Below are 13,162 nucleotides of genomic sequence, written 5' to 3'. Positions count from 1 at the left end.
TGCGTCTGCTGGAGCGGCGGACGGCACGCCCTCACCGCGTTCGGGAGCCCTTGGTCTCGTTCGTAGGGTCGTAGCCGAGGGCCGCGCGGTTGATGAAGCGGTCGCCGAGGTCGCGCACGGGCGCGGGCTTCGGCTGCTGGGCGGTGCTCTTCGCCGTGGACTTCTTCGGGGCGGGCTTCTTGCCGCCCGCACGCTTGGCCGGTGCCGCCTTCGCCTGCCTGGCGTTCTTCGCGGCCGGCGTGTTGCGCGCCGCGTACCTCTTGCGTGCCGCTGAGAGTTTCTCGCGTTCTCGAACGGCCACGTTGGCGGGGAGGGCGTTGGTCAGGGCGCGGGCCCGGCTGAGCGCGTAGCGCGCTGCGGTCCAGTTCTTCTTGTCGATGGCCAGATTGGCCAGCCTGACGGCTTGCTGCAAGGCCCTGATCTTCGCGGGCTGCCGTTGGGGTATCGGGGTCTCGGCCCCGCTGCTCCGCTTCTGCCCGGCGGCACGGGTGCCCCAGTCCGTACCCGAGGTCAGGACGACGACCGAACGAGGATTGCTGCTCTGGCTTCGACGTACCACGTGCGTTGTTCCTTGGTCGAGCGGTGGGGCGTGCCCCTGGGGCGGCCACCGGGTGGGGCCGCCCCAGGGGCAGGTCGGTCGTGGCGGGGGCCCTGACCGGGGGGCGGGGTGAGGGGGGAGCGGTAAGTACCGGACTCGCCCTCGGTGAGGGGGTTCTCCAGGGTCAGGCCGGCGGCGGTCATGCGGTCGTACTCGGCGAGGATCAGGTTCTTGGTGCGGTACCCGCCGTGCGCCTTCTTCGGCCCGGTGTACCTCGTCCGTGTTCCCGCGCCCCACGGCCCGTGTGATCCGGGACCGTCCGCCGACCGTCTCCAGGTCCACTGCCCCTCCCCGTTTCACCCCCTTGCGTGCGCGGTGGGTGCGTCCCGCAAGGGAGCGTACACCGTCCCGGTTGAAGAGGATCGTGCACCTGCGTTGACGTTGTCAACGTGGCATCGGGTTGATCCGGTGCGACCGGGCCGGCGGCTGCCCGCGGGGCGTCGGGCGGCGCGTCTCGTCGGTGGTACGGCTTGCGGTCCGCCGAGGTGGCGCTCCGCCGGCGCGGACGGGACGCGCCTACTTCAGGTAGGGGCCGTCCTTTCCGATCTTCCCGGGGCCGTTGAGGACGTAGACGCGGAGATTGCCCTTTCCGGGTGCCCCGACGGTGAGCCTGCCGTCGGAGACGGTGCGGGCGTCGCCGGTGACCGCGTCCCGGTAGGTGCCGTTCGGGATGCCCGTGTACGTGGCGGAGCCGGACACGGTGACGAGCGCGAAGCTGTCGGTGCCGCCGTCGGTGTACCGGCGCTTGAAGGCCATGCCGCCCGAGATGCCCTCCGTGGAGTACTGGCCCGCCTGGAGGGCCGGGACGGCCCGGCGGATCTGGTTCAGCCGCTGCAGGTGCTTCACCAGCGGCTGGTCCAGGGTGGTGGCGACCTCGCCGCTCGCGGACGCCACCGTGCCGAAACCGGAGGCCGTGACGGAGCCGGCCAGGTGGTCGCCGTAATAGGCGCGTCCGGTCGTGGCGAGGGGGCAGGTGGGGCCGCAGTCGGTCTTCTTGCCCTTCTGGAACTCGATCTCCGAGCCGTAGTAGAGCGTGGGGATGCCGCGGAAGGTCCACATCAGGGACATGTTCTCGGCCCAGGCGTCGGTGCCGCCGGCGTAGCGTTCGCTGCTCTTGTTGGGGCCGTAGTCGTGGCTGTCGACGTAGACGACGTTGTAGGTGGCGTCGTTGACGCTGTCGTCGGAGTCCTTGCCGTTGCCGAAGGCGTTGTACGCGTCACCGAAGTTCATGTGCATGCGCATGTCGATGATGTTCATGCCGGAGAACCTGCTGTGGTCGGGCGCGTGGTAGCTGTTGCCGTTCAGGAAGGCGTTGTTCGAGGTCGGCTGGTTGCCCGTGCCCTGGCCGTTCTCGTAGTCGTACTGCTCGAGGGCCGCCTTCTCGTCGTCGGCGCTGTACTCCTTGCGTTCCTTCCACGTGTAGAACTGCGCGGAGTGGTTGACCGAGCCCCGGTTCCACTTGTCGTTGACGAAGGCGGCGACCTCGGCGAAGACGAAGAAGTTCTTCGCGGCCCCGGCTCCGAACTTCTGGGTGACGCGCTCCTGGATCGCGGGCAGGAAGCGGCGGTTCCAGGTGACGCGGGGGATGTGGACGGCCGTGTCGACGCGGAAGCCGTCGACGCCCATGTCGATGTACTTGTCGTAGGCGCCGATGAGGTAGTTCTGCACGGGCGCCGACTCGGTGTCGAAGTCGGCGAGGTCGTCGTGCAGCCAGCAGGAACGGGAGTCCTCGCCCTCCCAGTTGCCGATCCAGCAGTTGTGGTAGTACGTCTTGGGGAACATGCCCGACGTGGGGTTCGGCCACTGGCAGTTGTAGATCGTGTAGCCCTCGGGGCTCTTGGCCCCGGTGGGCCTGCCCCAGTTCAGGCAGGTGTTGCCGGCCGGCTCGGCGGTGGACCAGAGGTCGCCGTTGTAGTACGACTTGCCGGACTTGGTCTCGATGGTGAGGCCGTCGTACTCGAAGCCCGCGTTCTTCTCGTCGTAGAGCCAGCTCCACTGGTCGTCCCGCACGCCGTACACGGTCGGCGTGAACAGTCCCTTGGCGCCCCAGCGGGAGCTGTGGTTGTAGACGACGTCCTGGTAGATCTTCATGCCCTTGGCGTGGGCCGCGTCGATCAGGTCCTGGTAGGTCGCGCCGGCCGACTCCAGGCGGGCGTCGACCTTGTAGAAGTCGTAGCCGTGGTAGCCGTGGTAGTCGTAGTCCGAGCGGTTGAGGACGACCGGGGTGATCCACACGGCGGAGAAGCCGAGGGCCTTGATGTAGTCGAGCCGCTCGACCAGGCCCTTGAAGTCGCCGCGGAACATGGGGTCGTCGTTCGCCGCGTTGCCGGACCTGGTGTGCTGGTTGCCGCCGCGGTTGTTGGAGCTGTCGCCGTCGTTGAAGCGGGCGGTCATGACGAAGTAGATCGGGTCCTTGCGCGGGTCCGTGCCCAGCGGGGCGCCCGTGGGGGGTGTGGACGGCTTCTTCCCGGTGGTCGTCGAGACCGGGGCGGAGGCGGCGGAGGCGTTGCCGGCCGCGTCCAGGGCCCTGACCGTGTAGGTGTAGGCGGTGTTCTCCTCCAGGCCGGCGTCGGAGAGCACGGTGGAGGTCACGTCGGTGACCGTGGTGCCCCTGGTGCCGCCGGTCCGGGTGATCTGGTACGTGGTCACGCCGGTGTCGTCGGTGGCGGCGTTCCAGGACAGGACCACGGAGGTGCCGGTTGCGCTCGCCCGGACGCCGGCCGGGGCGGTGGGCGCCTCGGTGTCGGGTTCCTCGGCGGCGCACGGGTCCTTCGCGTCCGCGGTGACGGTGTTGTTCCTCACCGTGCTCGTCCCGGCCTTCAGGGCGTAGTCCGAGCCGTTGTTGTTGTCCCAGACCCCGTTGCCGTTGTTGAAGGCCGCCTTCAGCGAGGTCGCGGAGCCCAGGCCGACCGTCCGCTTCCACCAGCCGGCGCAAGCGGCCTCCATGCCCACGCCGGGCGCGGTGGTCCAGGAGCCGCCGGCGGGCTGGTAGTGCAGGTTGGCGGTGGTCCAGCCGAGCGTCTGTGTGGAGTAGTAGACGGTCGCCTCGGTGCCGGGCGCCGGGGAGGCGGCGCACGGGTCGCTGTGCGCCACGACGCCGTCCTTGACCGTGATGTCCCCGGTGCCCAGGGCGTAGTCCCGCCCGCCGTTGTTGTCCCAGACGCCCTTGCCGTCGTTGAAGGCGGCCTTCAGCCCGGCGGCGGATCCCAGGTCGACGGTGAGCTTCACCCAGTCCGTGCAGGCGGCCTCCATGCGGGTGCCGGGGGCGGTCGTCCAGCTTCCGCCGTCGGGGGCGTAGTGCAGGTAGTGGTCCGTCCAGTTCTTGGTCTTCGTGTAGTAGAAGACGGTGGCCGAGGTGGCGGGCGCGGCGGCGGCCTCGGGTGCGGTGGGAGTGGTCAGGGGCAGGACGAGGGTGCCTGCGGCGAGAGCTCCGGCCGCCCAGGGGCGGGCGAGGGAGCGGCGGCGTCTCATGCGCGTCTCCAGAATGCGGTGGGGGAGGGCCGGCTGCCGTGCGGACGCCGGCGGAGACCTTGACGCGCCTCGAGGTCCCCCGCACCCGCGCCCGTGATGCGCCGCATACCGGAAACTTGCAGCAACACCTTGCAGCCATCCGGAGGTTACTCGTACATGACAGGCCCGTAAAGGGTGCACGCACCGCCCCGCCCCGGCCCCGGGCGGGGAGGGCCGTCGGATCTCAGCGTGCCGCCGCGAACGCCGGGGCCAGGTACCGGGCGCCCTCCCGCACGCCCCGGACGGTGATCGCCCCGGTGGCCGGCAGCCGGGCGAGCAGGGAACCGGTCAGGCACGCGTTCTCCGGCCGGGAGGCGTACCGCGTGGCCGCCCGCGGCACCGGCACGACCAGGTGCGCGGGCGCCCCCAGCGTCTCGGCGACGACCGAGGCCCAGGCGGCGCGGCTCACGCGGTCCGGCCCGCCCAGATGGAGGAGCGGCGGGAGGGGCGCGTCGGCACCCAGCAGGGCCGCCGTCACCTCCGCGACGTCGTCGACCAGCACCGGGGTCGTCCACTGGTCCCGCGGCACCCTGACCTGCTCGCCGCGCCGCAGCCGGTGCGCGCACGCGGCGAAGAAGTTGAGCCACTTGCCGGCGTCCGCGGGCTCGTGCCCGTAGACCAGGCTGACCCGCAGCACCACCGCGTCCGCCGCCGCGTCGAGCACGGCCCGTTCCGCCCGCAGCTTCGCGCGGCCGTAGGCGTTGGCCGGGGAGACCGGGGCGTCCTCGGGATTGTCGGGCCGGGACCCGTCGAAGACGTTGTCGGTGGAGATCAACAGCAGCCTCGCGTCCCCGGCCAGCGCGGCGAAGCGGGCGGCCGCGGCGGTGTGCGCCGAGGCCGCCAGGTCCGGGTGCTCCTCGCACCACGTGACGTCGGACGGGCCGTGCACGAGGACGATGCGCCGCGGGCCCAGCCGGGCCACGAGCCGGCCGCACGCCGCGGGATCGGTGGCGTCCAGGGCGTGCCACCGGATCCCCGGGACGTCCGGGAGGCGCTCCGGGCGATGGCGCGAGGTGACGGTGACCGGCTCACCGGCCGCCGCCAGCCGCCGCGCGATGCCCCTGCCCACGAAACCGCTGCCGACGACGAGGGTGCCCCCGGCGCTCATCGGGCACCCGCCGGGGAGGGCCGGGACATCCGGTCGGCCAGCAGCCTGCCGACACCGATCAGGCCGTGGTCGTCGTCCGGTTCGCCGAGCGACACCATGGCGTCGACCGCGTCCGCGTCCAGACCGAAGCACCCCAGTCTCGCCAACTCGCCCACCAGCAGCTCCCGGTAGCGTTCGCCGACCGCCAGGGCGAAGCCGCCCATCACGATGTACCGGCACACCCCGACGGAGGTGAAGACGGCCCCGATCGCCTGCGCGAGATGCGTGAGGGTGCCGCGCAGCACCCGCGTGGTGAACGCGTCGCCCTCCCGCACCGCCGCCGCGACGGCCGGGTTGTCGATGCCGGGCGCGCGGCCGCCGCAGCGCGCGGCCAGCCGGGACCGGGCGAAACCGGCCGGGTCGGCGTCCGCCGCACGGCGGACCGCGGCGAGCACCCCCCGCCCGGAGGCGACGGCGCCGAGATGGCCGCGCGCACCGCAGTCGCACAGCGGCGCCCCCGGGGACGGATCGCACACCCAGTGCCCGAGCTCGCCCCCGTGCCCGTCCGCGTCCAGCAGCACCTCCCCGCCCCGGAAGACCTTGTTGCCGATGCCGGAACTGACGGTGATCAGACAGAACGGCTCGGTCTCGGTCGCCGCGTAGCGCCAGGCGGCGGCGGTCAGGTCGTTGACCACCACGACCGGCACGCCGGTCCGCTCCGTCAGGAGCTGCCCCAGCGGCAGCGGGTCACCGCGCCGCCCCCACACCGTGGGAGCGGCCAGCACCAGGCCGCCGGCGGAGATCGGTCCGGCGAAGGCCACGCCGACGGCGCGCGGCGCCGTCCCCGCGGTGTGCCGGCCGACCTCGTGGACGATCTGGTCCACGACGCGGCGCTGCAGGCCGGCCACCGGGACCCCCGGATGACGGGTCATGCCCTCGACCGGCACCCGGCGCACGCGGGAGACGGCCGCCGTCACCGGGTCGTAGCTCCCGGTCCGCAGCGTCGTGCCTCCCACGTCGAGCACGGTGAAGACGTCGTGGGACCGCCAGGGATCCGCGCGGTGCGCCGGACCGGCGGCGAGACGGTCAGACCACGGGACGGTCACGGAGCTCCTCCTCGAAGACCAGAAGCCACAGATCGGCGGCCGAGTCGTTGACGAGGCCGTGCTCGCCGTACGGACGGTTGACGACGACGTCCCCGACGCCGACGCGGAACTCGGCCCCGTCCCGGTACATCAGGCCGCTGCCGCTGAGCACGACGTACGTCTCACGGTCCCGGGCGTGCCGGTGGCGCCCTATGGACGTGCCGGGCGGCAGCACGGCGATGTCGACGAACTCCGCTCCCGCACTCCCCTCGGCGCGGGCGAACAGGCGGTGCGCGAGGATCGTGCCCCGCCCGCCGTGGTCGTGCTCCTTGCCGCGCAGGAGCGCGTCGAGGTTCACCACGTCGCGGGCGGTCACCGCGTGCCCCCGTCGCGCGCCAGCGCGTCCAGGGCGGCCCGCAGCACGCCGGCGGGCACGTCCTCCAGCCGCTCCACGAAGTCCGCCTTGCCGATGCCGGTCGGCACGACGAGGTGCAGTGCGCGTCCCCGCCGCTGCCAGGAGGCGTGCAGGGCCTGCGTCATCAGCTCCGGCGTGCAGGTGGCCGGGTCGAACACGGGGAGGCCGATGCGGCGCAGCAGTGTCACCACGCGCGCGCAGCTCTCCGCGTCGAGGAGCCCCAGCAGCCGGGCCAGGTGCGCCGACAGGGCCATGTCGACGGCGACCGCCTCGCCGTGTTCCAGGCGGTGGCCGCCGGCCGTCTCGATCACCGGGCTGAAGGTGTGCCCGAAGTCGACGAGCCGGGCGAGGTCGTGCTCACGCAGGTTGGGGCAGAGCTCCTCCATCATCAGCCGCATGGAGGTGCGCAGCACGTACGTCTCCAACGCGCCGTCGGAGGAACGCAGGAAGGCGTCCGGGTGCTCCTCCAGCACCCGGAAGAGGTCGGAGTCGAGGATCACGGCCATCTTCACGATCTCCGCGAGGCCGCAGCGGATCTCCCGGGCCGGCAGCGTGGCCAGCAGGGCGGGGTCGTTGAGCGAGGCGTGCGCGGGGTGGTAGGCGCCGAACATGTTCTTGACGTCCAGGGCGTTGACGCCGGTCTTCACCCCGACGCCCACGTCCGCCTGTCCCACGAGGGTGGTGTTGACCTTGATGTAGCGGATGCCGCGGGCGTACATCGAGGCCGCGAAGCCCACGACGTCCGCGACGATCCCGCCGCCCACGGCGAGCATCACCCCGTGCCGGTCCAGGCCGGACGCCTTGGCGAGGGCGCACACCCGCTCCACCGAGGCGAGGGACTTGTTCCGTTCACCGCCGTCGACGGTGTGGACGCTCCAGCTGCCCGGCTCCAGCCGGGCGCCGAGGTAGGCGCGCAGCCGGTCGCCGTGGAGACGGTCCACCGTGGGGCCGACGAAGGCCACCACGCGCCGTCCCGCCACATAACCGGCGAGGAGCGGGTTGCGGGGGTCGAACACTCCGTCGGTGACGTCCACGCGGTAGCGCGTGCCGTCCGGCGCCAGCAGGTCGAAGCCTCCGGGGTCCTCGCGGACTCCCTCGAGCCGATCAAGGGCCTGGCCTGACATCTCTCTCCTCGGTCTTCGTTCCGTGCGGTCCACCGTCGGCGAACACGCGGGCGACGGCCTGTACGTGGGGATGGCCGGGCAGGTCCTCCAAGGGCACCGGCCGGCCACGCCCGTCCGCCACCGGCAGCCTCCAGTTGGGGTGCACGTCAGCGGTACCGGGCAGGTTCTGGGGCCTGCGGTCGCCGGTGGCGTCCGGCAGCCAGACCCCGAGCAGGGTGGACGGGGTACGGGTCAGGAAACGGTGCAGGGCGACCAGTTCGCCGTCGGTGTCGGGCAGCAGGCCCTGCCGGCGCAGCTCCGCCAGCCAGCCGTCCCGTTCGGCCGCCGCCTGCGCCTCCTCCTCCGCTTCCGGGCGGGTCAGCAGTCCCAGCCGGGCCCGCAGGCCGACGTGTTCGCCGCTCAGCCACGCGGTGGTCGTCGGCAGGTCGTGGGTGGTCAGCGTGGCCAGGCAGTTCCTGCGCCACTGCCGCGGCGGCAGCGGACCGTGCCGTCCCTCGGAACCGCCCAGGTACTCGAAGCGCTGCACCGACGTGCCGAGCACGCCGCGCGCGGCCAGTTCCCCGCGGACACCGCGCTCCACCGTGCCGAGGTCCTCGCCGATCACCGCCACCCCGGCCCGGTGGGCTTCCAGGAGCAGCACGCCGAGCATGGCCTCGGCGTCGTAGCGGACGTAGGTCCCCTCGGACGGGGGGCGGCCCTCGGGCACCCACCACAACCGGAACAACCCCATGACGTGATCGACCCGCAGGGCCCCCGCGTGCCGCATACCGGCGCGCAGCAGCCCGGCGAGCGGCCGGTACCCCTCGGCGGCCAGCGCGTCCGGCCGCCAGGGCGGCTGGCCCCAGTCCTGACCGAGCGGGTTGAAGTCGTCCGGTGGCGCCCCGACGCTCATCCCGCCGGCCAGGCAGTGCTGCAGCGTCCAGGCGTCGGCCCCCTCGGGGGCGACGCCCACCGCCAGGTCGTGCACCAGGCCGATGTCCATGCCCGCGTCCTTCGCCGCGCGCTGCGCGGCGGCGAGCTGCTCGTCGGTGATCCACGCCAGCCAGCGGTGGAACGCCACGGCCTCCGCCAGTTCCCCGCGCGCCTCGGCCACCCGCGGCGACCGCGGGTCGCGCAGCCCTTCGGGCCAGGACCGCCAGGCGCCGCCGTACACCTCGGCCAGCGCGCACCAGGTGGCGAAGTCCGTCAGGTCCCCGCCCTCGCGGGCGGTGAACGCCTCCAGGGCCGCACGGCGGCCGGGCGGGGCCGGCACCCGGTGGAGGTGGCGCAGCGCCTCGTACTTGAGGGCGCGCACCGCCTCCCGGTCGATCAGCGTCCCGCCGCCCAGCACGCGATCGTTGAGGGCCCGTGCCCGGGCGGCGCAGGAGTCCACCGCGCGGCGGGCCTCCCGGTCCAGGTACCGGTACTCCGGCACCTCCTCCACCCGGACGTGCATCGGGTCCGCGAACCGCCGCGAACTCGGCCGGTACGGCGACGGATCGGGCAGCGGACCCGGCTCCACCGCGTGCAGCGGCCCCAGCTGGACGAAGCCGGCGCCCAGCGCGCGACCGGACCAGGAGGCCAGCTCCGCGAGGTCGGCCAGGTCGCCCATGCCCCAGGACCTGCGGGAGAGCACCGAGTACAGCTGGACCAGGAAGCCCCAGCCGCGCCGCTCGGGCACGGGGATGCGCTCGGGCACCGACAGCAGCGGAGCGGACGCCCGCCGCCGGCCCGCGACGGCACGCAGGACGTGCGCGCCCGGCGGCAGCGGGGCCTCGAGGCCGCTCTCACCACCGCCCTCCAGGGCGACGCGGGCCTCGGCGCCGGGCGGCAGCCGCAGCCGTGCGGCCGATCCGGAACGGACGACCACGCAGGGCGGAAGCAGCCTGTCCGCGTCCGCCGCGCGCCGGGCGGCCAGGGCCCGCCGGGCGGCGTCCGGGGTGCTCGCGTCCACGCCGCACGCGGCCAGGACCGCGACCAGGGTGTCCGCGGCGACGGTGACGCGGTCACCGCGGTCGGTGACGTACTCGGTGCCCACGCCGTGCGCACGGGCCAGGTCCCGCAGGGACGCGTCGGGCGTGGCGGGGCGGATCACGGACGGCCCCCTTCCGGCGCGAAGAGGCGTTCGAGGACGGCGGCGACCCCGTCCTCGTCGTTGCCCGGGGCGACCTCGTCGGCCATGGCCCGCAGGTCGTGGTGGGCATTGGCGACCGCCACGCCGTGGGCGGCCCAGGCCAGCAGCGGGATGTCGTTGGGCATGTCGCCGAAGGCGACGGTGTCGGCGCCGGTGAAGCCCAGCAGTTCGGCGGCCCGGGCCGCACCGGCGCCCTTGTCGGTGCCCGCGGGCAGGACCTCCACCATGCCCCTGACCGAGTGCACGACGGTCACCTCACCGCCCGTCAGCCGTTGCGCGACGGCGGCCAGCCGGTCCTCGTCGACGTGCGGGTGGTGCAGGATCAGCTTGTCGATGGGCGCTGTCCACAGCCGGCCGGGGTCGGTGGTCACGTCCCAGCCGTGACGGACCCGTTCCCCGAATCCGGGGGTCACCTTGAACCGGCTCTCCGGCGGCGAGGTGACGACGCCGAGCTCGACCCGGCCCAGTTCGGCCTCGACCTTCTCGACGACGCCGCGGGCGAGATCACGGTCCAGGGACACCGAGGACAGCAGACGGTCCGCACCGGCGTCGTACAACTGCGCGCCCTGACCGCAGACGGCCAGCCCTCGGTAGCCGAGGGCGTCCAGGAGCTGCCTGCAGGCCACCGCGGGGCGTCCGGTGACCACCAGGTGGTGGGCGCCGGACGCGGCGACCCGTTCCAGCGCCCGGCGGGTGCGCGCCGACACGGTCAGGTCGCTGCGCAGCAGCGTGCCGTCGAGATCGGTCGCCACCAGGCGGAACGCGGGTGCGCGGGCCGGCACGGTGTCCCAGACCACCCGGCCGGAGCGCAGGGTCACCATGGCGACGGCGTGACCTCCGACGGGCGGTCCGTCCAGGGTCCCCGTGAACACGCCGTCGCCGTCGGCGGCGAGCGGCCGCAGCACGGCACCACCGGAGGCGGGAGCCGGCTCGTCGGAGGCGAGGACCTCGGTGACCGACTCCAGCGGGGGGCGCGGGGCCGTGGAACCGGACCCCGGACGTCCCGCGACCGCCGTGTCCGCGGAGCCCGTGTCCACGGGGGCGAGGCCCGCGGAGCCCGTGTCCACGGCGGTCACGCCCGAACGGGCCGTGCCGGCAGCGGCCGTGACCGCGGGCGCCCTGACCGCGGATGCCGTGGACGCGGTGGCCGTGACCGGGGGCGGGGCGGCGAATGCGGTGGGGGCGGAGGCCGCCGGGGCCCGGCCGGGGGCCGTACCCGTCGTCGCGGACGCCTCGGCCACCAGCTCGACCCGTTCCGCCTCGGCGTGCGCGTACCGCACCCGCCACGTGCCGTCCGAAGCGGCGGTGAGCCGGAAGCGGTCGGCCTGCCGCGCCCACAGGTCCGGCCGGCCCGACCGCCGGGCCAGTTCGGCACAGCGGGCGAAGTCCCCCCGGCGGTGGGCCGAGGTGAACAACCGCTCCCAGTCGTCCGCTCCGAGGCCGTCGAGGCCGCACCCGAGGGCGCGGGCGAGGGCGGTGGCGTCACCGCGTTCCGTCGCCGCCCGCGCGATCAGCTCGCGATGCTCGGCGTGCGCGGCGGGCGACAGCGCCTCCAGCCAGCCCCGCTCGACCAGTTCACCGGCCGGCGGCTGTGCGCGCTCGCCGCGCAGCAGACGCTCGTAGGCGGCCAGGCGCAGGTCCGCGCTGCGGGCCCAGGTGAACGAGCGGCCCAGGCGCCGGGCGTTGCCCGAGAGCCGGGCGTGGGTGTCGGGTGCCGTGCGGAAGACCGTCACGGCCTCGCGTATTCGCTCGGCGAGGGCCCGGGCCAGCCCCGGGTCGTCGTCGCGGAAGGAACCGGGCACCGAGAACCCCGTCGCGTCCGGGTCGTCGAGGGGCCGCCCGTGCCCGAAGTGGGAGGTCACCCGCTGGGCGGTGGCGATCGGCACCGCCCCGCAGGCCATCGCCTCGGCCTGGGCGATGAGGAAGCCGTCCAGTTCGAACTTGGACGGATACACGCAGAAGTCGGCGCTCGCCGCCTGCTCGAACAACGTGTCCTCGTCGGCGAGCCGCCATTCCAGGTGGAGTTGTCCCGGAAAGCGGTCGGTGAGCCGCTGGAACGCGGCGTTCGCGACCGCCGCCGGCGCGTCGCCGCCGCCCCCGGTCGAGCAGCGGATCACGAAACCCACCTCCGGATCTTCGGCCAGCACCTCCTCCACGGCCCGCATCAGCTCCAGCTGGCCCTTGTGGTGCACCGCGTAGCGGGCGGCGTGGTAGAAGACCGGGCCGGCGCCCGTCAGGCCGAGCGACCGGCGCACCGCGGCCCGGTCCACGGCCTCCGGATCGCGCGCCAGCCAGCTGTCCGCGATGCCGCAGCCGCCGGCCAGCAGCCGGTCCGGTCGTTCCCGCAGCCGCCGGGCCACGGGCAGCGACTGGAACAGGGCTTCGAACGGCGTGTCCTGCCAGGTGACGTAGTGGTCGCGCTGACCGGGGGACACGAAGTCGATCAGATCCGCGCGGTCGGCGATCAGCGGGAACACGCCCACGTGGTCCGGCCCGTACTCGACGTGCATGCGGGTGCCGGCCAGCGCCCGGGCCACGGTGGCCGTGGGGGAGTCCTCGGCGGGCGGTGGCCCGTCCAGGGCGTCGAGGTCCGGCCCGCGGACCCCGAAGAGCTCCAGCAGCCGTTCCACCTGCGGCCGGTACACCTTCTGCGTGACGGGGGCGTTCGCGGCGACCGTGCTCACCGTCCGGAACCGGTCGTCGTCGGCGAGGACCGCGGGCAGCAGGTAGTGGTAGGAGGGCTCGAAGCCGTGCACGATCGCCGGGCCGTCCGCCAGGCGGCGCTGGACGAAGCGCAGCCCGCCGACCTGGAAGACCAGCGGCTTGACGTACGCCAGGTCCCGGCCCTCGAAGGCCGGGGGCGGGTAGAGCCGGTCCGGCAGCAGGTCCAGGAAGGCGTCGGACAGCAGGTAGACGTCCACGCCGTCCAGGCGTAACAGGTGGGCGCGGGTGTCGAGGGCGAGTCCGGTCTCGGCGGGCCGGCCGGGCCACACCTTGGGGTCGAGCACCAGCGGCACCGCGTGCTCGTCGCGGTAGTCGAGTTCCCGTACGTCGAACCGCTCCCGCAGGGCCCGGAGGTGACCGTGCGCGGGGGTGACCAGCGAGACGCGGTGGCCGCGTGCGGCGTACTCGCGGGACAGGTTCCACACGAGCGGGGACAGCCCGCCGCGCATCAGCCGGTTGTCGAAGCCGCCGCACTCGAAGGAGAAGGTGACGATGTGCACGCGCAG

General features: G+C 73.7%; 8 protein-coding genes. All 8 read right to left on the bottom strand.

Annotated features, from left to right (window positions below; translation table 11 throughout):
• Positions 1 to 31 precede the first annotated feature (31 nt).
• The gene (locus ACZ4V6_RS27495; protein WP_467832548.1) at positions 32 to 559 is read right to left on the bottom strand and encodes a hypothetical protein; all 528 of its coding nucleotides are present in this window, start codon (positions 557 to 559) and stop codon (positions 32 to 34) included.
• Between the two features lie 555 nt (positions 560 to 1,114).
• The gene (locus ACZ4V6_RS27490) at positions 1,115 to 4,069 is read right to left on the bottom strand and encodes a carbohydrate binding domain-containing protein (RefSeq protein WP_467832546.1); all 2,955 of its coding nucleotides are present in this window, start codon (positions 4,067 to 4,069) and stop codon (positions 1,115 to 1,117) included.
• Between the two features lie 223 nt (positions 4,070 to 4,292).
• Positions 4,293 to 5,216 (bottom strand): SDR family oxidoreductase, encoded by a 924-nt coding sequence (locus ACZ4V6_RS27485; protein WP_467832542.1) that lies wholly within the window; start codon positions 5,214 to 5,216, stop codon positions 4,293 to 4,295.
• Positions 5,213 to 6,301, bottom strand: a complete 1,089-nt coding sequence (locus ACZ4V6_RS27480) for an ROK family protein (RefSeq protein WP_467832539.1) — start codon at positions 6,299 to 6,301, stop codon at positions 5,213 to 5,215. Before ACZ4V6_RS27480 ends, ACZ4V6_RS27485 begins: the two co-directional genes overlap by 4 nt.
• Positions 6,282 to 6,656 carry a cupin domain-containing protein gene (locus ACZ4V6_RS27475; RefSeq protein WP_467832536.1) on the bottom strand — a complete coding sequence of 125 codons (375 nt, stop codon included), beginning with the start codon at positions 6,654 to 6,656 and terminating at the stop codon, positions 6,282 to 6,284. Before ACZ4V6_RS27475 ends, ACZ4V6_RS27480 begins: the two co-directional genes overlap by 20 nt.
• Positions 6,653 to 7,819, bottom strand: coding sequence for a sedoheptulose 7-phosphate cyclase (locus ACZ4V6_RS27470; RefSeq protein ID WP_467832533.1), 1,167 nt, complete (start codon positions 7,817 to 7,819; stop codon positions 6,653 to 6,655). The genes ACZ4V6_RS27475 and ACZ4V6_RS27470 overlap by 4 nt, the downstream gene beginning before the upstream one ends.
• Positions 7,800 to 9,893, bottom strand: a complete 2,094-nt coding sequence (gene malQ / locus ACZ4V6_RS27465) for a 4-alpha-glucanotransferase (RefSeq protein WP_467832530.1) — start codon at positions 9,891 to 9,893, stop codon at positions 7,800 to 7,802. The genes ACZ4V6_RS27470 and malQ overlap by 20 nt, the downstream gene beginning before the upstream one ends.
• Entirely contained in the window at positions 9,890 to 13,156 is a 3,267-nt protein-coding gene (locus ACZ4V6_RS27460) for an HAD-IIB family hydrolase (protein WP_467832528.1), read from the bottom strand. The genes malQ and ACZ4V6_RS27460 overlap by 4 nt, the downstream gene beginning before the upstream one ends.
• Positions 13,157 to 13,162: the final 6 nt, after the last annotated feature.

The organism is Streptomyces sp. NPDC029152 (assembly GCF_055564355.1).
The sequence above is the reverse complement of the archived record's forward strand: the minus strand, read 5'-3'. Positions and strand labels throughout refer to the sequence as shown.